This is a genomic window from Microbacterium flavescens (assembly GCF_018588945.1).
Taxonomy (GTDB): domain Bacteria; phylum Actinomycetota; class Actinomycetes; order Actinomycetales; family Microbacteriaceae; genus Microbacterium; species Microbacterium flavescens.
This window is the reverse complement of the sequence record NZ_JAFIWA010000006.1, coordinates 102,652-126,232: the sequence shown is the minus strand read 5'-3', so window position 1 is coordinate 126,232 and position 23,581 is coordinate 102,652. Positions and strand designations below refer to the sequence as shown.

The following is a 23,581-nucleotide window of genomic DNA, read 5'->3' as shown; positions in this document are numbered from 1 at the left end:
GGAGGGTGGGGCCATGACGCGCCGGTGGGTGGTCTGGGCTCTCGTCGCGTACCTCGTGGTCGCGGCGCTAGTCCTGCTCGCCCCGGTCTCGTACAGCGAGATCATCGTCGGCGTCTGGTCGTGGCTGCGGAACGACCTCGGGTGGCTGTGGTTCGGCGCGGGATGGGTCGAGTTCGCGGCGAACGTCGTGATGTTCCTGCCACTCGGCTTCCTTCTCACCCTGCTGCTGCGCCACCACGTGTGGGGATTCGTCCTCGCGCTGACGCTCTCGGTGGCGGCCGAGCTCGTGCAGAGCGTGATCCCGTCGCGCGTCCCGAGTCCGCGCGACGTCCTCGCCAACGCCCTCGGAGCGGCGCTCGGCGCGGCGCTGGCCTGGCTGCTCGTCATCCGGCGCGAGCGCCGCGCGGAGCAGACGGCGGATCGCAACCCTGCTCGCTGACTCATCGGCGCACCACCGCCGGCGACCACGCATGCTCGATGAAGAGGTAGGGATCGCCGGACCCGTCGGCATCCGCCGCCCACACGTCGGTGTCGCCTGCCTCGCCGGGGCGCGGCATCCCGTACATGACCGTGTCGTCGTCGATCCACGCGATCTGATCGTCGACACTGCGGCTCTCGGGCACGAGCCGGACGTCGCCCGTCGCCAGGTCCATGATCGCCGGAGCCCAGTGCGCGGTCGCACCCGAGCCGGAGGTCACCCGCTTGAACGCGATGCGCGACGCGTCGGGCGAGAGGGACGGGCATTCGACATCGGATGCTACAGCCGTGAGTGTCCGCGCAGGTATGTCCCCCTTGACGAGGTAGGTCTGGCCCGAGGTGGCCATGCCGACCGTCGCATAGAAGGTCTGGTCATCGACGAAGGTCACTCCCCAGTAGTTGCGGTCGACAAGCGCGCTCTCCGCGCCGTCGATCATGAGGGTCCAGTCCTCGAGGGTGCCGAGCGTCCCGCCGTCCTTCGTGCGGATCACCGTCTCGGTTGAGAAGCCCACGGTCGCATAGGAATGACCGGTGACGAACGCGGTCGTCGCGACGAGCGATCCGTCGGGTGAGAATCGCGTCCGGCTTGGAATGCCCGGCAACGACCACTCCGAGACGACCTCGCCGTCGTTGGAGCGCAACGTCGCGGTGTAGCCGGGCACCACCCCTCGATCGGTGTGCAGGCATGCGAACTGCTCGGCGTTCGCGTCCACCCGCTCGCACGCGGTCGAAGACAGCCTGCGCGCTCCCGCGGGATCGTCGAGCGGAACGCTCGCGACGAGACCGTAGCCCTGCCCGATGGCGGTGTTGCGGAAGACGATCCGCTCGCCTGTCGCCCACGCGTCGCCTTCCGCTGTCACCGCGGCGCTCGCCCGGCTCTGACGCGATTGGTAGTCCTGCCACGCCACGATCCCGGCGACGGCCGTCCCCCCGAGCGCGACGATGGAGATGCCGAGCACCAGCATCCACTTCCCTCGTTCGGTCATCCGCGGACCCCAGACGGCTCGTCGTCCACCACGGTCCGGGAGTCGCCCGGCGACGAGAGGTACGGCCTGAGGAGCAGCGCGACGAGAGGCACGGCGAAGGCGAGCAGCGCCGCCATCACGAGGACTGCGGACTCGCTTCCGATCGCGAACCAGAGGAAGCCGAAGGCGCTCGCTGACAGGAACCGGCTGAGCGCCACGACGGTCTGCGTAGCCGCGATCCCAGTCGCTCGCGTCTCGGGGGAGGTGAGCTGGCCGGCGAGGGCGGCCAGCACCCCGTCCGTCGCGGCATAGAACCCGCCGAGGAAGACCAGGCAGAGGATCGTCGCGGCCATGTCGGCGATCGGCAGGGCGGCGACCAGGTAGGCCGCGAGCAGGCCGACGTGCCCGAACACGAAGACCCGTCCCCGGCCGATCCGGTCCGAGAGTCGGCCGAGAGGGATCGCGAGCGCGAGGAATGCGACGTTCGTGCCCACGTACAGCAGCGGGAACAACTGCGCCGCGAAGTCGCTGCGGGATTGCAGCACGAGGTACACGAAGCCGTCGCCGATCGTGAGGAGCCCCAGGATGCCTGCACCGGCGATGACGCGCCGCATCGGCCCGGTCGTCACGGCGGCCCAGCCGAACCGCGATCCGCTGGCGCGGTCATCGGTGGCCTCCGGCGCCGCCCGTGTGCGCAGATTCGGCACGAGGATCCCGAGGATCGCGACGGCGATGATCGCGAAGGCCAGCGACGCGAGGAAGACGGTGTGGAATCCGTCCGGGATGACCAGCAGAACGAGGAACGCGATGAGCGGGCCGATCGCGGCGCCGATGTTGTCGAGCGTGCGGTGCACGCCGAACGCCGTGCCGAGGCTGTCGGGACGGGACGCCGCGGTGATGAGCGCGTCGCGGGGAGCGGTTCGGATGCCCTTCCCGATCCGGTCGGCGGTGATGACGACGGCGATGGCCGCGAACCCGGACGCGAAGACGAGGAACATCCGAGCGACGGCCGCCAGACCGTAGCCGGAGAACGCAATCCACTTGGGCCTGCCGACTCGGTCGGAGGTGTAGCCGCCGGCGATGCGAGCGATCGCGCTCACGCCCTGGTACAGGCCGTCGATGAACCCGAATGCGATCACCGACAGCCCGAGCGCGCTCGTGATGTAGAGGGGGAGGATCGCAGCCACCGACTCCGACGAGATGTCGGTCAGCATCGACACGATGCCGAGACTGACGACGGTGGAGGAGACAGTGCGCACGCCGGGGCGTCGCGTCGCGGACCGACGCCCATCGTGGCCCGGCGCGCTTTCGGCCCCACTGCCGGGCTGCGCGGCGTTCGTCAGGGAGATGTACACGCGCGATCCTCAGCTCGACCGGAAGACGCCGTAGACCGCGTACACGGTGCCCGTGCCGCCCGGGGGGCTGAAGGCAAGCGAGAGAGTGGCGAAGGAATGGGAGAACGAGGCTCCGCCGGGCGCAGAACCCGCATCCGTGAGACCGAGGCTCGCCCACAGGGTGCTGTAGTGGGCTCGCACGTCGTCGGCCGAGGCATCCGAGCGCGCAACGAGTGTCACCTGCATCCGGTCGCCGTCCGTTGCGATCGCGCTGGTGATCACGTCCGACCCCGGTGCGGGGGCCATGATCGCACGGGGGAACCCGTCGACGAGCGTGCCCGAGGCCGACGCAGACGCCGGTAGCGGCGGGTCGACGAGGGGAGATGGCTGCGGGAGCGGCGGCAGCCTGTTGCCCGGCGGGGCGGTCGGGTCGGGATCCGGCACCTCGCTGCCCGTCGTCGGCGTGGCCTCCGGCACCGGCCCGGGGGTGGTCTCCGGCAAGGGTCCGCCATCCGAGGGCGTCGGCTGGGTGCCCGGTGCACTGTCTCCGGACGATGAGTCACCGGGAGCCGCAGCGCCACCTCCCGGGGTCCCGGAGAGGAGCGAGCCGCCCCCGCCTACGGACAGCCAGAGCGTCATCGCCAGGCCGACGGCGGTCAATGCGCCGACGATGAGCAGGACCCGTCGCATGCCGGGCGTGAGCCCCCGCCGCCGCGCGTCCTGTGGCCCGTCGACCGCAGGACCGCGCCCGCTCATGAACTCACCTGCCGCATATCCGACTGGAGGAGGCGGCTCGCCCGCCGCACGGCGAGGTATGCCGGAGGTCCGTCGACGAGATAGCGGCGCGCCAGTCGGCGCGGCTCCCGCATCAGGCGCCACGCCCACTCGCCTCCCGACTGCGAGACCCACACGGGGGCTCGGGAGACCGTGCCGGCGAGGAAGTCGACCGCGGCGCCGAAAGCCAGCAGCGCACCCGCCCCCGTGAGCAGGCCGTACTCGTTGATCCACCGTTCCTGCCTCGGCTTGCCCAGGCAGACGAGCAGGATGTCGGCGCCGGACGCCCGGATCTCCGAGGCGAGGGCGCGCGACCGGAGCGAATCGGAGACGTCATCCCGCTCGGGCGTCCAGTGTCCGACGAAGCGGACCCTCGGCCACTCCTCCGCCATCCGATGCGCGAGCGGGTCGATGACGGATCCCAGGCCTCCGAGCACCCCCACCGACCTGCCGGATCGAGAGGCGTCGTCGAGGATCGGCCCGATGAGGTCGCTTCCCGAGAGCTTCGGATAGACGCGGCCCGTCAGGCGTCGCGCCTGCGCGGCGATCGGGGCGCCGTCGATGAGATCGAGCCAGTCGACCCTGTGGCGGTCCACGAAGGCTGAAGCCGGGTGGGCGTCTGTGTGCGTCGTCCCGAAGTGGTGGATGTGGTCGAGATTGACCGACACGACGCCGAGCGGCTTCTCCGTCTCGTGACGGCTTGCCGCCGAGATCGCGGCAAGGGCGGAGCCGGCATCGACGAGATGCACGGGGATGCCGTCGATCTCCATCGTCCGCGGCAGCTCCGCGTCCGTCCCGGGGACGGTCATCGCGACCGCCCCCGATGATGGCGCACGGCATCGCCGTGCACGTGCCTTCGAGGGACCCGCGGCCGCGCCCGGCTGGGGGAACGGAGAGCCGCCGCGCCGAGGAATGCCAGTGCGCACGTGGCGCGCCGCGGCGGCACGCGACCGCGGATCCGGCTCATGCCGGCCGACGACATCCTTGTCGCCGGCCGAGTCTGGTGGGGAGACATCAGTACGCCCCCTTCGGAGCGATCATGACCTTGGCGGTGCGCCACATGATCATGAGGTCGGTCGCGATCGACCAGTTCTCGACGTACCGCAGGTCGAGCCGGACACTGTCGTCCCACGACAGGTCGCTGCGACCGCTGATCTGCCAGAGCCCCGTGATCCCCGGCTTGATGTACAGGCGGCGACACACAGCGCCGTCATACGTCGTGACCTCGCTGGGTAGCGGCGGCCGCGGGCCGACGATGCTCATGTCGCCGCGCAGGACGTTGAGGAACTGGGGCAGCTCGTCGAGCGAGTACTTGCGGAGGACCGCGCCGACTCGCGTGACACGCGGGTCCTGCTTGAGCTTGAACAGCGGGCCGGATGCCTCGTTCCCGACCAGCAGCGCATCGCGCTGACCCTCGGCATCCGCTGTCATGGTGCGGAACTTCAGCATCCAGAACTGCCTGCCGTCGCGTCCGACCCGGAGCTGTCGGAACAGCACCGGTCCGGGTGAGCCGCGCTTGATGATCACAGCCAGGATGGGGGTGAGCAGCAGGATGGGCACGAGCGCGAACAGCGCGAGTCCGATGTCGGTGGCGCGCTTGACGGCGTGCATGCCGCCCTCGAACTCGGGGATCTTCACCTGCACCAGCGGCAGTCCGTCCAGCGGGCGCAGTGACAGCCGAGGACCCGCGACGTCGGTGAGGCGATTGCACAGCACCAGTTCGGCAGCGCTTCCCTCCAGCTCCCAGCCGAGCCTCCGCACGAAGTCGCGGTCGTCACGCGGGGTGCTTGCGACCACGATCGTGTCCGCGCCCGCGATGCGGCCGTACGCCGCCGTCTGGTCGATCGTTCCGACGACCGGATAGCTGCGCCCGTCGACGGAGATGGGGGAGTCGAGCCCGTCCGTGGTCGTCGCTCCGATCACCAGGTAGCCGTGATGGGAATCGCGAACGAGCCTCTCGATGACGTAGTGCACGTCCTCGCGTGTGCCCGCGACGATGGCGCGTGACAGGCACTCCCCCTGTGCGCGTTCGCGGATCAGGCGCTTCCGCCACAGCCAGCGGACCACCATCAGCATCAGCAGGCCGAGGGGGAAGGCGAAGACGATCTGCATGCGCAGCCCCGGCAGCTGGAGCACCAGGAAGGCGATCGACAGAATGCCGAAGGCCAGACCGCTCGCGTGGACGACACGCGTGTACTCCGTCGCCCCGGATCCGAGGATCTCGGGTTCGCGTGAGCGGATGAGCCACAGCAGGACGAGCCAGGCGCCGGCGACCAGCACGGCGACCCGTGCCGTGCGGTCGAAGGCGAGGCCGGCGGGCGAGCCGCGCAGGAGGAGGAGCTGGGTGAACCCGGTGGCTCCGGCCACGACGAGTGCATCCGTGATGGCGAGGCGCCGCCGATGACGGCGCTCCCATTGATGCCTTCGCACGAGCGAAGGCTGAACGCGCGGCGCGATAGCAGCCGGCAGGAGGTCCGGCCATGGCGGACTCGGCACCGCTGGGCGGCGGAAGAGGCTTCTGCTCCCCCCTCCGTCGCCCATAGGCGACGCCGCGTCGGTCACGGTCGACTTCAGTCCGCGTACCACCGCACGCACGTCAGTGCGTCCCTTGCAGTCATGTTTTCCCCAACGCAAGCATGAACGGCGACTGCGTCGTTCAGTTCAACCCCAACGCGCCGGTCCCCTCCCTTTCGGGTTCCAACGACCGCGGGACCCCCAAAGTCCCTGGCGCGCTTTCACTGTACTCCCGGCCCGCACTGAAGGGAAGAAAAAACTTGACGAATCGGCGTGGAGGTGATACGGAGGGAATCTCCAGCGAAAGCCCAGGAACTTTTCGGTGATACTGTGCCGACCATGCTGCCGCCCGAGTGGATCGAACACCGCCGCCCCGACGGCGAGGTGCTGGGCTGGATGATGGCGGACGGCGACGGCTTCCGGGTCTTCGACCTGCTGGGCCGCGAGCGCACCGGGGGACCGGTCGACTGGCTCGAGGCGGAGGAGCTGCTCGAGGCGCTGGGCATCGGCTACCTCGCCGACCGCTGGACGCTGCGGCTCGCCGACGGCACCGAGCGCCCGGTGCGCATCTCCGAGGCGAGCTCCCGCGGTATCACCGTCGTCGGCGACGAGTACGGCGCGGCCTCGGCGGTGGGCGCCGTGCTCGATCGCTTCCGCCTGCCGTTCCCGGCCCCGCAAGAGCTCCGCCCCCGGGTGTGACGCAACCCGCCCCGACCCGTCCCGTGCGGTCGCTACGCTGTCGCCCATGACAACTCTCGTGCTCACCGTGGTCGGCAGCGATCGCGCCGGCATCGTCGCGTCGGTCGCCGACGCGGTCGCCGCGCACGGCGGCAACTGGGAGAACAGCCAGCTGGCCGAGCTCGCCGGCGCGTTCGCCGGCATCGTCGAGGTGTCGGTGCCGGCGGAGAGCGCCGACGCCCTGCGCGCCGCGCTCGCCGGGCTGGATGGCCTCCACACGGTGACGGTGCAGGCGGGGACGGATGCCGCGCCCCGGCCCCGGCAGGATCTCGTGCTGCACGTGCTCGGCAACGACCATCCCGGCATCGTGCGCGAGCTCTCCGCGGCGCTGAGTGCCCACGGCGTGAGCATCGAGCGCATGACGACCGAGACGCGCGATGCGGCCATGGCCGGCGGTCGGCTGTTCGAGGCGACCGTGATTGCCGCCGCCCCGGCTGATGTCGACGTCGCGACCGTGGCCGCGGAGATCGAGCGCCTGGCGGCCGAGATCCAGGTCGACGTCACCCTCGACTGAGCCGGGACGACGAAGGGGCCCGGCGGTCCGAAGACCACCGAGCCCTGTGGGAGGCCGGCTCACGCCGACCTCCCGGGTCGATCAGCTGAAGGTGCCGGCCAGCGCTGCGAGCGCCGTCTGAACCTCCGAGCCCGGCAGACCGGACTTTCGGGCGGCGTTGTCGAGCTGCGCCTTGACCGCACGGTCGTTCGCCGGGCCGGCCGCGAGCTTCTCGGCCTGGTCGACGTGCTTGCGCACCTCGGTCAGGGCCTTGCCGCTCAGGCTGCCGTCGCGCTCGGCCTGGTCGACGTACGACCGCGCCACTGCGAAGCTCGGCGCGTGGCCGTACATCGGCTGGCCCTGGGCGTTGAACTCGTCGAGCTGGAACTCACCGGCTGCGGCGATCTCGTTCGCGCTCAGGAACTCGCTCGGCTGCAGTGCGAGGCTGTCGAAGCCGCGGCCGATCTCGTTGCCGAACACGTTGCCGTTGTACCAGTACGTCGACCAGTACCCGCCCGTGACCAGACGCGAGGCGTCGTTGGGGCCACGGTCGAAGTACGCGATCTCGACCGGGTTGGCGCTGTCGGTGAAGTCGAAGATCGACAGACCGCCCTGGTACCAGGCCTGCACCATGATGTCGCGACCGGGCACGGGGATCAGCGAGCCGTTGTGGGCGACGCAGTTCTCCTGTGCCGTCTGGGCGGCGGGCATCTTGTAGTAGCTGGCGAACTCGAGCTTGCCGTCGACGATGTCGAAGATGGCGTTGGCGCCCCAGTTCATCGGGTCCACCGCGCGGCAGCGAGCGGCGCTGCCGCCGCCCCACTCGTCGGTGAAGACGACCTTGGTGCCGTCGTTGTTGAACGTGGCCGAGTGCCAGTACGCGAACCGCGGGTCCGTCACGGCATCGATGCGCACCGGGTTCACCGGGTCGCTGATGTCGATCAGGATGCCGTTGCCCTCACAGGCTCCCGCGGCCAGGCCGATCTCGGGGTACGCCGTGATGTCGTGGCACGCGTCGGTCGCCGACGTCGTCTGGAGTCCCGCGCCGTGGCTGCCGCCGGGCCACAGGCCCGCCGGGCTGCCGCTCTCGGCCGCGAACAGGCGCGCCTCGTTGACGACCGCGGCGCTCGCCGGGTCGGCCAGCGGAACCTTGATGACCTCGACCTGGAAACGCGCGGTGTCGATCGGGTTGCCGTTGGCGTCGAGGTGCGCCGCCTCGGTGTTGGCGTTGGTCGGGTTCACGCAGCCCTCGAGCGCCGTGGTCGTGGTGCGCACGCCGCCGGTTCCCGAGACGTAGACGTAGACGTTCTCGGCGTCATCGGGGTCTTCCACGACGGTGTGGGTGTGCGAGCCGCGGCAGGTCTGAACCGCGGTGACCTGCACCGGGTTCTGGATGTCGCTGATGTCGAACACGCGCACGCCGCGGAAGTTCTGCGGGTCGGTCGCGCCGACGCTCGTGGTGCCGCAGTCCAGGCGGCCGGGGGCCGACTCGACCGACATGAACAGGAGGTCGCCGTAGACCGAGACGTCGCCCTGACCGCCGGGACACACGAAGGTGCCGGTGAGCTCCGGCGCCGCCGGATCGCTGACGTCGTAGACCTGGAAGCCGTAGTAGTTGCCCGAGATCGCATAGTCGCCCGTGAAGGCGAGGTCGGAGTTCGTCGTGAACGGCGAGGTCTTCTGCTGAGCGGACAGCAGTGCGATGTTGCTCGCCGCCTGACCCGCATCGTGGAGCCCGGCGCTCAGTCCCTCACGAGGGTCGGCATCGGGGGTGTCGGCACCGGCCGCGGTGGCGGTCATCATCGAGAATCCGAGCGTCAGCGCGCCGACGGCGGCGAGCGTTCGTGTCCTCCAGCGTGATCCCTGGGGTGATCGTATGTTCATGCGGGTAAGGCCCTCCCAAATCGGCACTGCGTCATCGATATGTCAGTTTGTTGCTCAGGCCGAAGTGCATTCCGCACCTTTCGAAGAGGGCACCGATCGCACTTCGCGTATTGCATGGATATGGAGTTATATGAATGGAACGTATCGGCGCGAAGCGCGTTACCGCTACCGAAATCGTTAAATCTTCGTTTCGAACGCTTCATCCGACGCCCTGTCGCCCGCAAGATGGAGCGACGCCCCCGACGAGAGGTACCCTCCATGCCGACGCCGATCCGGTTCGCCTCACTCGGCGTCGCCGCACTCCTGATCGCCGGGCTGACGGCCTGCACCGCCGAGACCGAAGACGCCGCTCCGCTGCCGACGACGCCGGTCGTGCAGCTCGGCGCACCCGGCGAGCCGAACCAGACGCTGTCGCCGGAGGAGGCCGCCGAGCTGACGAGCCCGTCCCATGGCGAGGACGACGTGCTGTTCGTCCGTGACATGCTTCACCACCACTCACAGGCCATCGAGATGACCGGATATGTCGAGGAGCGCACCGACGACGAGGACGTCCGCCTGCTCGCGGAGCGGATGGACCTCAGCCAGACCGACGAGATGGTCCTGCTCGAGAAGTGGCTGCAGGCGCGCGGCGAGCCGGTGAGGGATCCGGATGCCTCGCACGAGCACGCCGCGGATTCCATGCCGGGGCTGCTGACGGACGCCGAGATGGCCCAGCTCGAAGCCGCGGAGGGCGACGAGTTCGACGTCCTCTTCCTGACGTTCATGATCCGCCATCACCAGGGCGCGATCCAGATGGTCGAGGAGCTCTACGCCGCCGGCGGCGGCCAGGAGACCGAGATCGACACCTTCGCCCGGCACGTCGAGGCAGACCAGGGCATCGAGATCACGCGCATGCAGCAGATGCTCGCAGAGCGCCAGGGCTGAGCCGGAAAAGGTATCGGCCCCCGGAGGACCGGTGTTCCGTGTCCTCCGGGGGCCGTCCGCATCCCCTGTGCGGAAAAATCCCGTGGCCCGAAGTCCACGTTCCCCTACGTTTTACCGCGAATCTCGGGCCGGCTCCCCAGAAGCCATCTCCCCAGATTTGCCCGGGATCCGCAGTGAGGCAAATGTACCGTGTCCCCCATATGGGGGACACCCCCATCCTGCGAACTTCAGCAATTCCTGAGGTTCGGACTGGGGAAAAGAAGAAACCCCCTCCATGTAGAAGCTAGGAGAGGGTTTCAGTGGCTCCGACCGGCATCGATCCGGTGACCTTTCGATTTTCAGTCGAACGCTCTACCAACTGAGCTACAGAGCCGCGCAGCATCCGCGAGTCAACACGATCGCCGCGTCCTAGACGAAAGGCCCTCTCGAAAAAGGGCCCGTCGCTCGGAGCGACCCTGACGGGACTTGAACCCGCGACCTCCGCCGTGACAGGGCGGCACGCTAACCAACTGCGCTACAGGGCCATGCTTGTTAAGTTGTGTTCTCGGAGTGTGACCCCAACGGGATTCGAACCCGTGCTACCGCCGTGAAAGGGCGGCGTCCTAGGCCGCTAAACGATGGGGCCGGGTGAACCCGGGGGCTCACGCTTACCGAGGGTCAAGCATACGCAATGGATCTCGAATGCGCCAATCGAGGGCGTGGCGCCCTTGTGTCTCGCGCCCTCCCGGATGACACTTGCTGGGTGACCGCCGTCCCGAGGCGGCAGTCAGGTTGCGCAGAACCGGTTGCAGATGTGACTGATGTTGCTAGTGTGAAAGACGTCGACGTCACGAAGGGGGGCCCGGTGCAGACCGAAGACGCCCTCGACGAGTGCGGCTGCGCTCCGTCGCCGCGCGAGCGACGTGTGCTCTGGCCGGCCGTGAGCCGGCGCGGCGCCCTCGGGGTCGGAGCCATCGCCCTGGCGACTCTCGGCGCGATCGGCGGGCCGCTCATCGCCCCGGCCTTCGCCGCGGAGTATCCCTCGTGGGACGACGTCCAGCGCGCCAAGGCGAATGAGACCGCCAAGGCGGCCGAGGTCACGAGGATCCAGAACCTCATCCAGGCGCTGGCCGATGACGTCGCCGCGAAGCGCGCGCTCGCCGAGCAGGCTGCCGATGAGTTCTACGTCGCCCAGCAGGAGTACTTCGACGCGGCCTACCGGGCCGACCAGCTGCAGCTCCAGGCCGACGAGCAGGCACAGCTGGCCGTGGATGCCGCGAACAAGGCCGGCCGGGTCGCCGCGCAGCTCTACCGCAACGGCGGCGACGACACCTCCCTCGAGCTCTTCTTCTCCGGATCCGCAGCGTCCGCCGACGATCTGCTCGCGCGCCTCGGCACGATGGACAAGCTCATCGAGCGCAACCAGGCGGTGTACGCCGACGCCATCACGGCGCGCGACTCCGCCCAGAGCCTCAGCGACCAGGCCGAGGTCCAGCGCGTCGAGCGCGACCGCCTGCAGCAGGTCGCCGAGCAGAAGATGGTCGCGTCGCAGCGGGCAGCCGACGAGGCGCAGGCGGCCCTCGACGAGCAGAACGCCCGCCGGGATGAGCTCGAAGCGCAGCTGGCCGCTCTCCAGGACACGACCGCTCGCACCGTCGCGCAGTACCAGGCGGGCGTCAAGGCGGCCGAAGAGGCCCGCCGCAAGGCGGCCGAGGAAGCGGCACGCCGAGCCCGCGAGGAAGCCGATCGCCTGAACCAGGGCGGTGGCGGAGGCGGCGGCGGTGGTGGCGGAGGCGGCGGAGGTTCGGTCGTCGGGTCGGGCTGGGCGCGACCCTCGTCCGGCTGGCGCAGCTCGGGCTACGGCCCGCGATCCGTCCAGTGCGGCAGCGGCTACTGCTCGAGCGGCTTCCACTACGGCGTCGACCTGGCCGCCGGGTGCGGTTCGGGCATCTACGCCGCGCATGCCGGCACCGTCGAGTACGCCGGCTACAACGGCGGCTACGGCAACTACATCAAGATCAATCACGGCGGCGGCATCGGCACCGGCTACGGCCACATCCGGCCCGGTGGCATCTTCGTGCGTCCGGGTCAGTGGGTCAACGCGGGGCAGCTCATCGCGAGCGAGGGGAACACCGGAAACTCCTTCGGCTGCCACCTCCACTTCGAGACCTACGTCAACGGCTACCCGGTCAATCCGATCAACTTCATGCGCGACCGCGGCGTCTCGGTCTGACCCGCACGCGCCCTGGACGACGAAGAGCGGATGCCTGACGGCATCCGCTCTCCTTGTGATCGTCGTCAGAGCGTGCTCGGCGCGACGCCCTCACCCTGGGTGCGGGTCTCGCCCTCGTGCTGCTTGAAGCGGTCGAACGCCTCCAGCACGAGGCGCTCGGCCTCGGCCGCGTCGGCCCACTCGTCGACCTTGACCCACTTGTTGGGCTCGAGGTCCTTGTAGTGCTCGAAGAAGTGGGCGATCTCCTTCTGGAGGAACTCGGGGATGTCGCCCACGTCCTGGATGTGCGCCCACCGCGGGTCCTTGGCGAGCACCGCGACGACCTTGTCGTCGCCGCCGGCCTCGTCGCTCATCTTCAGCACGCCGACGGGGCGGACGCTCGCGAGGATGCCGGGGGAGAGCTCGACGTCGAGGATGACGAGCACGTCGAGCGGGTCGCCGTCCTCGCCGAGCGTGTTCTCGAAGAAGCCGTAGTTGGTGGGGTAGCCCATCGGCGTGTAGAGGATGCGGTCGAGGAAGACGCGGCCCGTGCCGTGGTCGACCTCGTACTTCACGCGGCTGCCCCGCGGGATCTCGATGACGGCGTCGTACGCGCCCATGGTGGTGCTCCTTCGGAAAAGACGGTGGAATGCCGCGACAAGCCTAGTCGCGGCCTCCTTCCGGTGCCCGCCGTACCCATTGCAGGACCGGTGCGGCCGGTTCGGCTGCGCGCCCGCGTAATCACGTGGCGCCGCCGCGGCAGGGGACGGGTCGTCCTGCGTTCGGTACGCGCCGCGGCGGTGACCGGTGGGTACGGTGGGCGGGTGGAACACCGCCCGGGCCTCGATCCCGCAGTCGCCGAAGTGCGGCTCGCGGTGCGGCGCGCGCTCGCCGGCCTCGACTCCGGCTCAGCTGTCGTCGTCGCGCTCTCGGGCGGCGCCGACTCGCTGGCCCTGGCGGCGGCGACGGCGTTCGAGGCGCCGAAGCTCGGGCTGCGTGCGGTCGCGGTGACCGTGGACCACGGACTGCAGGAAGGCTCGGCGGATGCCGCGTCCGCCGCTGCCGCGAAGGCCGAGGCGCTGGGACTCGAGGCGAGGGTCGTGCGCGTCGAGGTCGCCCGCGACGGCGGGCCCGAGGCAGCCGCGCGCGACGCGCGCTATCGCGCGCTCGTGGAGGCCGCCCGTGCGGCCGGCGCGGCGGCCGTGCTGGTCGGCCACACACTCGATGACCAGGCCGAGACCGTGCTGCTGGGCCTCGCCCGCGGATCCGGCGGCGGAAGCCTGCAGGGCATGGCCGCGGCCACGGAACTCGACGGCGTCGCCCTGCTGCGGCCGCTGCTCGACGTGCGGCGGGCGACGACGCGCGCCGCCTGCGCGGCCGAAGGCCTCGAGGCCTGGGACGACCCGCACAACACCGACCCGCGGTTCGCCCGCGTGCGGGTGCGCGAGACGGTGCTGCCGGTGCTGGAGGCCGAGCTCGGCCCGGGGATCGCCGAGGCGCTCGCGCGCACCGCCGCCCAGCTGCGCGAAGACGCCGAGGCGTTCGACGAGATGATCGACGAGACGATCGAGGACATCGTCGAGCACGCCGAAGCGGGCATCTCGGTCTCGGTGGCGGCACTGGCCGCGAATCCTGCGGCACTCCGGAGCCGGATCATCCGCCATGTCGTGGCGAGCGAGTTCCACCAGAGCCTCACGCGGTCGCAGACGCTCGAGGTCGCACGACTGGTCACCGACTGGTCGGGGCAGGGGCCGATCGATCTGCCCGGATGCCGCGCCCGTCGTCTCGGCGGCCGGATCGAGTTCATGGCCCGCGGCGACGCCTAGACTCTCAGCATGCGCGCGGCCGACATCCAGAGCGAACTGACCGAGATCCTCGTCACCGAGGAGGAGATCGCAGCCAAGCTCGAGGAGATCGCGGCCCGCGTGGCCGAGGACTACGCCGGCAAGGATCTGCTGCTCGTCGGCGTGCTCAAGGGCGCGGTCATGGTGATGGCCGACTTCTCCCGGCACCTTCCGGCGTCGGTGCCCATGGACTGGATGGCCGTCTCGTCGTACGGCGCCGGCACGAAGTCGAGCGGCGTGGTGCAGATCCGGAAGGACCTCGACACCGACCTGCACGACAAGCACGTGCTGATCGTCGAGGACATCATCGACTCGGGACTGACCCTCAGCTGGCTGCTCGAGAACTTCGCGTCGCGCGGCGCCGCATCGATCGAGGTCTTCGCACTGCTGCGCAAGCCGGATGCCGCGAAGGTGCAGGTCGACTGCAAGTACGTCGGCTTCGACATCCCGAACGAGTTCGTCATCGGCTACGGCCTGGACTACGCCGAGCAGTACCGCAACCTGCGGGACGTCGCGATCCTGGCCCCCCACGTCTACTCCTGACCCTCACCACGCCTGCGGTCTCCGTCCCCGGCGAGGGCACACCGCGCAGCGGTCCCCCATCAGCGCTTACGCCGTCGGCGTGTCTCGATACGCTCGCTTCGCTCGCACTCGACAACCGATTCGGCGTCGGCTTACGCCGTCGGCGTGTCTCGATACGCTCGCTTCGCTCGCTACTCGACAACCGATTCGGCGGCGGCTTACGCCGTCGGCGAATGCACAGTCAGCGCCTAGGAACCCCGCGATACCCTGATTCCACCGCTCGCGCGCCGGTCTGAGACGCGCGACGGGTTCGTCGACGAAAGGGATCGGGTTCGCGCCCGCACCATGGACTTCAAGAAGATCACCCGCAACCCGCTCTTCTACGTCCTGCTGATCGGGGTCTTCCTCATCGTGGGGTTCTCGCTCATCTCGAGCCTGAACGGTGCGAAGCAGATCTCCACGCAGGAGGGTCTTGAGCTGCTCGGCGGCAGCACCGTGACCGAGGTCGTGAACACCGACGGCGACCAGCGGGTCGACATGAAGCTCTCCGACGACTACGAGGGTGCGAGCGACGTGCAGTTCTACTACGTCTCGGCGCGCGCCGACGAGGTGGTCAGCGCGATCAACGCGGCCGACCCCAAGGACGGCTTCAACGACGCCGTTCCGCGCGCCTCCTGGTTCGACGGGTTCCTCTCGCTGCTGCTGCCGATCCTGCTCCTCGGACTGCTGTTCTGGTTCCTGCTGTCCAGCGCCCAGGGCGGCGGCAGCAAGGTCATGCAGTTCGGGAAGTCGCGCGCGAAGCTCGTGACGAAGGAGATGCCGCAGGTCACCTTCGTCGACGTCGCCGGCGCCGACGAGGCCATCGAGGAGCTCGAGGAGATCAAGGACTTCCTCAAGGACCCGGCCAAGTTCCAGGCGGTCGGCGCGCGCATCCCCAAGGGCGTCCTCCTCTACGGCCCTCCCGGAACCGGCAAGACGCTGCTCGCCCGCGCCGTCGCGGGTGAGGCGGGCGTCCCGTTCTACTCGATCTCGGGCTCGGACTTCGTCGAGATGTTCGTCGGCGTCGGCGCGAGCCGCGTGCGCGACCTGTTCAACCAGGCCAAGGAGACTGCCCCGGCGATCATCTTCATCGACGAGATCGACGCTGTCGGCCGCCACCGCGGCGCAGGCATGGGCGGCGGCCACGACGAGCGCGAGCAGACGCTCAACCAGATGCTCGTCGAGATGGACGGCTTCGACCCGAAGGCGAACGTCATCGTCATCGCCGCGACGAACCGCCCCGACATCCTCGACCCGGCGCTGCTGCGTCCGGGCCGCTTCGACCGTCAGATCGGCGTGGACGCCCCCGATCTCAAGGGCCGCCAGCGCATCCTCGAGGTGCACGGCCGCGGCAAGCCGCTCGCCGACGGCGTCGACCTCGAGGTCGTCGCGCGCAAGACGCCGGGCTTCACCGGCGCCGACCTCGCGAACGTCCTCAACGAGGCCGCGCTGCTGACGGCGCGCTCCAACGCGCAGCTGATCGACAACCGCGCCCTCGACGAGGCGATCGACCGCGTGATCGCCGGCCCGCAGCGCCGCACGCGCGTGATGAAGGACAAGGAGAAGCTCATCACCGCGTACCACGAGGGTGGGCACGCCCTCGTCGCGGCCGCGATGAACCACACCGACCCCGTCACGAAGATCACGATCCTCCCGCGAGGCAAGGCCCTCGGCTACACGATGGTGATGCCGCTCGACGACAAGTACTCCATCACCCGCAACGAGCTGCAGGACCAGCTGGCGTGGGCGATGGGCGGCCGCGTCGCGGAGGAGATCATCTTCCACGACCCGACCACCGGCGCCTCGAACGACATCGAGAAGGCGACGAACATCGCCCGCAAGATGGTGACCGAGTACGGCATGACCACCGATGTCGGCCCGGTGAAGCTCGGCCAGTCCTCGGGCGAGGTCTTCATGGGCCGCGACATGGGTCACGGCCGCGACTTCTCCGAGCGCGTCGCCGAGCGCGTCGATTCGCAGGTGCGCGGGCTCATCGAGCAGGCGCACAACGAGGCGTACCAGGTGATCAACGAGAACCGCGAGGTGCTCGACCGGCTCGCCCTCGCGCTGCTCGAGCAGGAGACGCTCGACCACCTCGAGATCGCCGAGATCTTCACGGATGTCAAGCGCCTGCCCCCGCGCCCGCAGTGGTTGTCGAGCGAGCAGCGTCCGGTGTCGGCTCTTCCGCCCGTCGAGGTGCCCGTCCGGCCGCAGCCGGTCGGCGCCGCGGCCCAGACCGAGGCCGAGCAGCCGTCGGCCGAGAAGGCCGCCAAGCGTCGCCCGACCGGTCAGGCGCGACCCGCGACCGCGTAGGCTCGGCCCGTGGCCGTCGACCGTGAGCGCGTCGCCGCGCTGGTGCGTGAGCTGCTCGAGGCGATCGGGGAAGATCCGGACCGCCCGGGGCTGAAGCTGACCCCCACGCGGGTCGCCGACGCGTACGCGGAGTTCTTCGCCGGAGTGGGGGAGGATGCCGCCGCCCCGCTCGCGCACACCATCTCGGTGACGCGCGGCCCGGCGCCGGAGACGCTGCCGTCCGGGGCGGTGATGGTCCGCGACATCCTCTTCCGGTCGATCTGCGAGCACCACCTCCTGCCCTTCCGCGGGCACGCGCACATCGCGTACCTCCCGGGCGAGCAGGTCGTCGGACTGGGTGCCCTGCCGCGGGTGGTCGACATCCTGTCGTCGCGACCGCAGGTGCAGGAGCGCCTGGGCGAGCAGATCGCCGATGTCATCGCTGGGTCCCTCGACACGCGCGGCGTGCTGGTCGTGCTCGACGCGACGCACGAGTGCGTCACGATGCGCGGTGGACGCCAGACGGATGCCTCGACCGTGACCATCGCCGCACGCGGAGAGCTCGCCGACCCCGCGGCGCGCGCCGAGCTGATCGCGCTGCTCGGGAGTCGCGAATGACGCTCGTCATGGGCATCGTGAACGTCACGCCCGACTCGTTCAGCGACGGCGGCCGGTTCTTGGATGCCGACGCCGCGATCGCGCACGGGCTGTCCCTGCGGGCGCAGGGGGCCGACATCCTCGACGTCGGCGGCGAGTCCACGCGCCCCGGGTCGGAGCGCGTCGACCCCGCCGTCGAGCAGGAGCGGGTGCTGCCCGTCGTGCGCGCGCTCGCCGACGCGGGGGCGTACGTCAGCATCGACACGATAAACGCATCGACCGCGGTGGCCGCGGTCGATGCCGGAGCACGTCTGGTCAATGACGTCTCGGGCGGACTGGCCGATCCCGACCTGCTGCCGGCGGTCGCGGCATCCGGAGCCGACATCGCGCTCGGTCACTGGCGCGGGCCGTCCGCCGACATGTACGCCCGTGCGGACTACGCCGACGTCGTGGTCGAGGTGGTCGCCGAACTGGGCGCGCGCGTGGAGGCGGCCGCAGCGGCGGGCATCCCGCCGGCGCGCGTCGTCCTCGACCCCGGCATCGGGTTCGGCAAGCGCGGCGAGCAGAACTGGGCGACGCTGCGCGGCACCGAGCGGATCGCCGCGATGGGCCCGCGCGTGCTCATCGGCACGAGCCGCAAACGATTCCTCGGCGACGCGCTCGGTGCGGCGGAGGACGAGCCCGCGGAGCTGACCGAGCGCCGACGCGACCTCGCGACAGCGGTCACGAGCGTGCTCGCCGCGCAGGCGGGTGCCTGGGCCGTGCGCGTGCACGACGTCACCGCGACGCGCGATGCGCTGCGGGTCGCGCTGGCGTGGAAGGGGGAGAGCCGATGGGCGGCGCCGACGAGATCACGCTGACGGGCCTGCGGGTCTTCGGCCGGCACGGCGTCTACGACGAGGAGCGTCGCGTCGGTCAGGACTTCGTCGTCGACGTCACTCTGCGCCTCGACACGCGGCGCGCGGCGACCACGGACGATGTAGCCGACACCGTGCACTACGGCGAGCTGGCCGAGCAGATCGCGGCGATCGTCGGCGGCGAGCCCGTCGACCTGCTCGAGACCCTGGCCGCCCGCATCGCCGACCAGGCGCTGTCCGCCGACCTGGTCGACAGCGTGCGCGTCACCGTGCACAAGCCCTACGCACCGATTCCCCTCTCTTTCAGCGACGTCTCGGTCACGATCGAGCGCACGCGGGGGCCGCGATGAGCCGCCGGCTGGCCCAGGGATTCCAGGGCGAGGCGGCACCGGCCGATCGCGCCACGGTCGACGCCGTGGTGGCACTCGGTGCGAACCTCGGCGATCGCGCCGCCACGATGTCGGCCGCGATCGACGCGCTGCGCCGCCTGCCGCTGGTCGACGCCGTGCGCGCGTCGGAGCCCGTCGAGTCGGTGGCGGTCAAGCCGGACGGGCCGGATGCCTCGGCCCCCACATATCTCAACGCGGTGGCGCTCGTCACCACCCGGCTGGCGCCCTCGGTGCTGCTCGCCTATCTGCATGCGATCGAGGAGCGCCACGGCCGTGAGCGCCGCGAGCGCTGGGGCGACCGCACGCTCGATCTCGATCTCATCGCCTACGGCGACCTCCGCAGCGAGGATCCCGGACTCCTGCTGCCGCACCCCCGAGCCGCGGAGCGTGACTTCGTGCTGGCGCCGTGGCTGTCCATCGACCCCGACGCGACGCTGCCGGGCACCGGCCGCGTCGACGCCGCGCTCGCGCGGCTCCGAGGAGAGCGATGAAGCGCACCGGCGCCGGCACCCTTCTCCTCGCGGCCGCCATCGGCATCGCGGCGGGGTTCCTCCTCGACCAGCTGCTGACGTCGGCGGGCCGTGCCACGTTCACGCCCGCCGTGACGCTGCCGATCCTCCTCGTGCTGCTGGGCGCCGTCGTCGTCGTGCTCGCGGTGCCGATCCGGCAGGCGACACGCGGCTCGGCGTCGAAGATGGTGAACCCCTTCCGCGCCGTGCGGGTCGCGATGCTCGCGAAGGCGGCGAGCATCGTCGGCGCGGGCATGGGCGGGGTCGCGCTCGGGCTGCTGCTGTTCCTCGTGACCCGGCCCGTCGTCCCGTCGATAGGCTCGATGGCGACGGTGATCGCGACCGCCGTCTGCGGCGCGCTGCTCGTGGCGGCCGCTCTCGTCGCGGAGCACTTGTGCACGATCCGGAAGGACGACGATGACGAACACCCCGGCGGGGAGCCAGGACTCGAGCCCCGCATCCACGGCCACTGAACCGGTCGGTGCGACGTTCGGCAGCCTCGCCGAGCCGCGTTCCGAGAACCGGCTGGTGCTGGCCTCCGGTGTGTGGCACCAGATCTCTCCGAAGTACGTGAGGGTGCAGTTCATCTCGACGGGCTCGTTCCTGCTCATCGTGATCGCGGCGATGCTCGTGCTCACGCTGCTGATGCACCAGCCCTGGGCGTGGATCCCGGGCGGCATCCTGACGGTCATCCTCGTCTGGACGCTCGCGATCCTGCCCCGCCAGGCGCGCTCGATCGGATACCAGCTGCGCGACGACGACCTCGTGTTCCGCCGAGGCATCCTGTGGCAGCGGTTCGTCGCCGTGCCCTACGGGCGCATGCAGCTCGTCGACATCACCCACGGGCCGCTCGACCGCGGCTTCGGAATCGCACAGCTCAAGTTCGTCACCGCCGCTGCGACGACGGGCGTGGTGATTCCCGGGCTCGAACAGCAGACGGCCGAGACATTGCGCGATCACCTCATCGAGGTCGCCGAGAGCCGGCGCACGGGCCTATGACCGATCCGACTCCGTCGCCCGACGCTCCCCCGCAGGAGCTCGTGCGCTCCCCTCTCAGCGACGGCGAGTGGCACCGCCTGCATCCGCTCACGCCCCTCCTGCGCGGCGGGCTGTTCCTGCTCGTCATCATCGGCATCGTGGTCGCGAACCTGCGCGACCGGCTCGTCTTCCTCTTCCTGCCCTGGCTCGCGCCGGAACTCGGTGACGAACTCGAGGTCGAGGTCCGCGAGTGGGAGGGCTCCGGCGACCCCGTCGACTTCATCATCGCGAACAACCTGTACGTCCTGGCTCTTCTCGCGGTGCTGGCGGCGCTCCTCGTGATCGTGGCGGTGTTCTACACCTCGTGGCGCTTCCACACGTTCCGCATCACCGACGACGACGTCGAGGTGCGCAGCGGCATCCTGTTCCGCACCCAGAGGCGGGCCCCGCTGGACCGGGTGCAGGGCGTCAACCTCACGCGGCCGATGATCGCGCGCCTGCTCGGCATGGCCAAGCTCGAGGTCGTCGGCGCGGGCACCGACTCGAACGTCAAGCTCGAGTACCTGTCGACGGCTAACGCCGAAGCGGTGCGCGCGGACATCCTGCGACTCGCCTCCGGCAGGAGACTTGCGGATGCTGCTGCCCACGCCGCGCCGGGCCGCCCGGCCGGCCGCGTCGCAGCGCTCGGACAGACCGTGGGCCGCGAGCTCACGGGGCTGATCGAAGGACCCGAGCAGCCGGTCGCCGTGCCGGACTCGGTCGCGAACATCCCGGTCGGCCGGCTCGTGGCATCCCACCTCGTGAGCATGTCGACGGTCGGCCTCCTGTTCGCCGCCGCCGCCATCGGGGTGGGCGTCTCGCAGGGCGTGACGTGGCTGCTGTTCGGATTCGTTCCGGCGATCATCGGCTTCGGCGCGTACTGGGTGCGCTCGATTGTGCGGTCGCTGCGCTACTCGATCGCGCCGACGCCGGATGGCGTGCGGATCACGTTCGGGCTGCTCACGACCATCACCGAGATCGTGCCGCCGGGCCGCATCCATGCGGTGGAGGTCACCCAGCCGATCCTCTGGCGCCCCGCCGGATGGTGGATGATCCGCATCAACCGGCTCACCGGCCGCAGCGCGACCGACACCAACACCGATCAGTTCACGACCGTGCTCCCGGTGGGCACCGCTGCCGACGTGGAGCGCGTGCTGCGGCTGGTGCTGCCGCAGGTCGCCGAGGCGGAGTGGCCGCTGATCGTGCAGCAGGGTGTGCTCGGACCGCGCGACGACGACTCGTTCACGAACACGCCGCGCCGAGCCCGGTGGATCCGCCCGTTCTCGTACCGGCGCAACGGCTTCCGCCTCACACCTGACGTGCTGCTCCTGCGGAGGGGCGTCGTGTGGCGCAAGCTCGCGATCCTGCCGCTCGCCCGTCTGCAGAGCATCGGCCTGCACCAGGGCCCGCTCGACCGGGCGTCGAGGGTCGCGTCGCTGCGCGGGCACCTGGTCACCGGCCCCGTCTATGCCCATCTCGCCGCGATCGACCGGGACACGGCGATCGACCTCTTCGACGAGGTCGCCCGGGGTGCGGTCACGGCTGCGGGCGGCGACCGGACGCACCGGTGGGCCGAGGCCGAGACAGAGGTCCCGGCGGGGGAGAACGTGCCGGAGGGCGGTGCGCGTGAATCGTGACGGCCGACTCGGCGTCGGGATCATCGGTGCCGGTCGTGTGGGGCCTGTTGTCGGCGCCGCGCTCGCCGGAGCCGGGCACGCGCTCGTGGGGATCACGAAGGGCTCCGATCCTGAGCGGGTGGAGGCGATCCTGCCGGGAGTGCCGGTGCTCGAGGCGACCGAGGTCGTCCGCCGGAGCGAGCTCGTCGTCATCGCCGTGCCGCATGACCAGCTCGAGGGGCTCGTGACCGGTCTCGCCGCGATCGGCGCCTGGCAGCCAGGCCAGCTCGTCATGCACACCGACGCCGCGTACGGGACGGGCGTGCTCGCGCCGGCGGTCGCCCAGGGCGCGATCCCGCTCGCGGTCCACCCGGCGATCGTCTTCGCCGGCACCTCGATGGATCTCCGCGCACTTTCGACGGGATACGCGGCCGTGACGGCGCCCGGTCCGGTCCTTCCGATCGCGCAGGCGCTCGCCGTCGAGCTGGGATGCGAGCCCGTCGTCGTCGCCGAGGAGGACCGCGCGACGTACGCCGAGGCGGTCGATGCCGCGACGGAGTTCTCGCGGTCGATCGTGCGCCAGGCGGCCGAGATGCTGAGCGAGGCGGGCGTGCCGAACCCGGGGGCGTTCCTCTCCGGGCTCGTGCACACCACCATCGACCACGCGCTCGCCGCCGCCGGTTCCGGCGAGCCCGGTGACCCCGCCGCTACGATCGACGGATGATCAGCACCGTCGACGAGCTGCGCACCCGACTGGCCGAGGCCAGAGCCGCGGCTCCGAAGGGGGCCAGGACCGCGCTCATCTCGACGATCGGCGCGCTCCACGACGGCCACATCGACCTCGTCCATCGCGCACGGGAGGTCGCCGACATCGTCGTGGTGTCGGTCTTCGTCAACCCGCTGCGCTTCGCGAACCCGTCGGAGTTCGCCGCCTACCCGCGCACGCCCGAGGACGACGCGAAGCTCCTCGAGTCCCTGGGCGTCGACGTCGTCTTCATGCCCGACACCGCCGAGCTGCTGCCGCACGGCAGTGCCACGACGAAGGTGAGCGCCGGCGATCTCGGCTTGCGCTACGAGGGGCGGGCGCGTCCGTTCTACTTCGACGGGCTCCTCACGGTCGAGGCGAAGCTCATCAATCTGGTGAAGCCCGACGTCGTGGTCTACGGCGAGCGCGACCCGCAGCGCGTGTTCCTCGTGCGCCGCATGATCCGCGACCTGTGCTTCGACGTCGAGGTCGCCACCGTCGAGACGGTGCGCGGCGACGACGGCCTGCCGGTGTCGACCCGCGTGGGGATGCTCGAAGATCGCGATCTCGCCGCGGCCGGCCTGCTGCCCGCGGCCCTCGACGCCGCCGCGTCCAACGCCGACCGCGGCGTCGATGCGTGCATCGCAGCGGCGCAGTCGACGCTCATGGGCGAGTCGCGCATTCGCCTGGAGTACCTGAGCGTCGTCGACCCCGGCTCGTTCCTCCCGGTCGACGAGGGCCATCGCGGCCCCGCGCTCGCGCTCATCGCGGCGAGCGTAGCCGGGCATCGATTCATCGACAACGCGCAGATCTACATCAACTGAGGCGGCGGAAGCCGGCAAGCGCATCAGTCGCATTCG

24 protein-coding genes and 3 tRNA genes are annotated in these 23,581 nt (G+C 70.3%); 17 read left to right on the top strand and 10 right to left on the bottom strand.

Features of this window, described 5'->3' with window-relative positions:
• The first annotated feature begins 13 nt into the window (after window positions 1–13).
• On the top strand, window positions 14–439 hold the full coding sequence (locus JX005_RS12760) for a VanZ family protein (RefSeq protein WP_214467926.1): 426 nt from the start codon (window positions 14–16) through the stop codon (window positions 437–439).
• A 1-nt stretch (window position 440) separates the two neighbouring features.
• Here JX005_RS12760 and JX005_RS12755 read toward each other — a convergent pair whose 3' ends face one another.
• The 5 genes from JX005_RS12755 to JX005_RS12735 form a co-directional block, all read right to left on the bottom strand.
• Window positions 441–1,463 carry a TolB-like translocation protein gene (locus tag JX005_RS12755; protein WP_246533936.1) on the bottom strand — a complete coding sequence of 341 codons (1,023 nt, stop codon included), beginning with the start codon at window positions 1,461–1,463 and terminating at the stop codon, window positions 441–443.
• Window positions 1,460–2,797, bottom strand: a complete 1,338-nt coding sequence (locus JX005_RS12750) for an MFS transporter (protein WP_372447341.1) — start codon at window positions 2,795–2,797, stop codon at window positions 1,460–1,462. The genes JX005_RS12755 and JX005_RS12750 overlap by 4 nt, the downstream gene beginning before the upstream one ends.
• A gap of 9 nt (window positions 2,798–2,806) precedes the next feature.
• Window positions 2,807–3,277: a hypothetical protein gene (locus tag JX005_RS12745; RefSeq protein WP_214467925.1), complete on the bottom strand. Its 471-nt coding sequence runs from the start codon at window positions 3,275–3,277 to the stop codon at window positions 2,807–2,809.
• Between the two features lie 251 nt (window positions 3,278–3,528).
• On the bottom strand, window positions 3,529–4,359 hold the full coding sequence (locus JX005_RS12740) for a WecB/TagA/CpsF family glycosyltransferase (RefSeq protein WP_214467924.1): 831 nt from the start codon (window positions 4,357–4,359) through the stop codon (window positions 3,529–3,531).
• Between the two features lie 205 nt (window positions 4,360–4,564).
• Complete coding sequence (locus JX005_RS12735; RefSeq protein ID WP_307858580.1) at window positions 4,565–5,980, bottom strand: sugar transferase; 1,416 nt, start codon at window positions 5,978–5,980, stop codon at window positions 4,565–4,567.
• 423 nt (window positions 5,981–6,403) lie between these two features.
• Between JX005_RS12735 and JX005_RS12730 the strand changes: the two genes are divergently transcribed.
• On the top strand, window positions 6,404–6,763 hold the full coding sequence (locus tag JX005_RS12730; protein WP_214467922.1) for a hypothetical protein: 360 nt from the start codon (window positions 6,404–6,406) through the stop codon (window positions 6,761–6,763).
• 46 nt (window positions 6,764–6,809) lie between these two features.
• Entirely contained in the window at window positions 6,810–7,316 is a 507-nt protein-coding gene (locus JX005_RS12725; RefSeq protein ID WP_214467921.1) for a glycine cleavage system transcriptional repressor, read from the top strand.
• Window positions 7,317–7,397: 81 nt separating this feature from the next.
• On the opposite strand, the gene JX005_RS12720 is transcribed toward JX005_RS12725, so the two are convergent.
• Window positions 7,398–9,098 carry an LVIVD repeat-containing protein gene (locus tag JX005_RS12720; RefSeq protein ID WP_214467920.1) on the bottom strand — a complete coding sequence of 567 codons (1,701 nt, stop codon included), beginning with the start codon at window positions 9,096–9,098 and terminating at the stop codon, window positions 7,398–7,400.
• A 339-nt stretch (window positions 9,099–9,437) separates the two neighbouring features.
• Here JX005_RS12720 and JX005_RS12715 point away from each other — a divergent pair, with 339 nt between their 5' ends.
• A complete protein-coding gene (locus JX005_RS12715) occupies window positions 9,438–10,103 on the top strand; it encodes a DUF305 domain-containing protein (protein ID WP_214467919.1) in 666 nt (221 codons plus the stop codon).
• Between the two features lie 300 nt (window positions 10,104–10,403).
• On the opposite strand, the gene JX005_RS12710 is transcribed toward JX005_RS12715, so the two are convergent.
• From JX005_RS12710 to JX005_RS12700, 3 genes are all read right to left on the bottom strand, one after another.
• A tRNA-Phe gene (locus tag JX005_RS12710) sits at window positions 10,404–10,476 on the bottom strand.
• 77 nt (window positions 10,477–10,553) lie between these two features.
• A tRNA-Asp gene (locus JX005_RS12705) sits at window positions 10,554–10,627 on the bottom strand.
• A 28-nt stretch (window positions 10,628–10,655) separates the two neighbouring features.
• Window positions 10,656–10,728, bottom strand: a tRNA-Glu gene (locus tag JX005_RS12700).
• 219 nt (window positions 10,729–10,947) lie between these two features.
• Between JX005_RS12700 and JX005_RS12695 the strand changes: the two genes are divergently transcribed.
• Window positions 10,948–12,315 (top strand): peptidoglycan DD-metalloendopeptidase family protein, encoded by a 1,368-nt coding sequence (locus JX005_RS12695; RefSeq protein WP_307858579.1) that lies wholly within the window; start codon window positions 10,948–10,950, stop codon window positions 12,313–12,315.
• Window positions 12,316–12,380: 65 nt separating this feature from the next.
• Here the strand turns inward: JX005_RS12695 and ppa are convergent, their stop codons facing one another.
• Complete coding sequence (ppa, locus tag JX005_RS12690; RefSeq protein ID WP_214467917.1) at window positions 12,381–12,914, bottom strand: inorganic diphosphatase; 534 nt, start codon at window positions 12,912–12,914, stop codon at window positions 12,381–12,383.
• 204 nt (window positions 12,915–13,118) lie between these two features.
• Between ppa and tilS the strand changes: the two genes are divergently transcribed.
• The 12 genes from tilS to panC all read left to right on the top strand — a co-directional run bounded on the left by tilS (window position 13,119) and on the right by panC (window position 23,545).
• The gene (tilS, locus tag JX005_RS12685; RefSeq protein ID WP_214467916.1) at window positions 13,119–14,120 is read left to right on the top strand and encodes a tRNA lysidine(34) synthetase TilS; all 1,002 of its coding nucleotides are present in this window, start codon (window positions 13,119–13,121) and stop codon (window positions 14,118–14,120) included.
• Window positions 14,121–14,129: 9 nt separating this feature from the next.
• Window positions 14,130–14,681: a hypoxanthine phosphoribosyltransferase gene (gene hpt / locus JX005_RS12680; RefSeq protein ID WP_214467915.1), complete on the top strand. Its 552-nt coding sequence runs from the start codon at window positions 14,130–14,132 to the stop codon at window positions 14,679–14,681.
• A gap of 324 nt (window positions 14,682–15,005) precedes the next feature.
• Complete coding sequence (gene ftsH / locus JX005_RS12675) at window positions 15,006–17,012, top strand: ATP-dependent zinc metalloprotease FtsH (RefSeq protein ID WP_214467914.1); 2,007 nt, start codon at window positions 15,006–15,008, stop codon at window positions 17,010–17,012.
• Window positions 17,013–17,021: 9 nt separating this feature from the next.
• Window positions 17,022–17,609, top strand: a complete 588-nt coding sequence (gene folE, locus JX005_RS12670) for a GTP cyclohydrolase I (protein ID WP_214467913.1) — start codon at window positions 17,022–17,024, stop codon at window positions 17,607–17,609.
• The gene (folP, locus tag JX005_RS12665) at window positions 17,606–18,448 is read left to right on the top strand and encodes a dihydropteroate synthase (RefSeq protein WP_214467912.1); all 843 of its coding nucleotides are present in this window, start codon (window positions 17,606–17,608) and stop codon (window positions 18,446–18,448) included. Before folE ends, folP begins: the two co-directional genes overlap by 4 nt.
• Window positions 18,421–18,795 carry a dihydroneopterin aldolase gene (gene folB, locus JX005_RS12660; protein WP_214467911.1) on the top strand — a complete coding sequence of 125 codons (375 nt, stop codon included), beginning with the start codon at window positions 18,421–18,423 and terminating at the stop codon, window positions 18,793–18,795. The genes folP and folB overlap by 28 nt, the downstream gene beginning before the upstream one ends.
• A complete protein-coding gene (gene folK / locus JX005_RS12655; RefSeq protein ID WP_214467910.1) occupies window positions 18,792–19,325 on the top strand; it encodes a 2-amino-4-hydroxy-6-hydroxymethyldihydropteridine diphosphokinase in 534 nt (177 codons plus the stop codon). Before folB ends, folK begins: the two co-directional genes overlap by 4 nt.
• The gene (locus JX005_RS12650; protein ID WP_214467909.1) at window positions 19,322–19,816 is read left to right on the top strand and encodes a DUF3180 domain-containing protein; all 495 of its coding nucleotides are present in this window, start codon (window positions 19,322–19,324) and stop codon (window positions 19,814–19,816) included. The genes folK and JX005_RS12650 overlap by 4 nt, the downstream gene beginning before the upstream one ends.
• Window positions 19,761–20,342, top strand: a complete 582-nt coding sequence (locus JX005_RS12645) for a PH domain-containing protein (RefSeq protein ID WP_214467908.1) — start codon at window positions 19,761–19,763, stop codon at window positions 20,340–20,342. The genes JX005_RS12650 and JX005_RS12645 overlap by 56 nt, the downstream gene beginning before the upstream one ends.
• On the top strand, window positions 20,339–21,997 hold the full coding sequence (locus JX005_RS12640) for a PH domain-containing protein (RefSeq protein ID WP_214467907.1): 1,659 nt from the start codon (window positions 20,339–20,341) through the stop codon (window positions 21,995–21,997). Before JX005_RS12645 ends, JX005_RS12640 begins: the two co-directional genes overlap by 4 nt.
• A complete protein-coding gene (locus tag JX005_RS12635) occupies window positions 21,987–22,700 on the top strand; it encodes a DUF2520 domain-containing protein (protein ID WP_214467906.1) in 714 nt (237 codons plus the stop codon). The genes JX005_RS12640 and JX005_RS12635 overlap by 11 nt, the downstream gene beginning before the upstream one ends.
• Window positions 22,697–23,545 (top strand): pantoate--beta-alanine ligase, encoded by an 849-nt coding sequence (gene panC, locus JX005_RS12630; RefSeq protein ID WP_214467905.1) that lies wholly within the window; start codon window positions 22,697–22,699, stop codon window positions 23,543–23,545. The genes JX005_RS12635 and panC overlap by 4 nt, the downstream gene beginning before the upstream one ends.
• Window positions 23,546–23,581 lie beyond the last annotated feature (36 nt).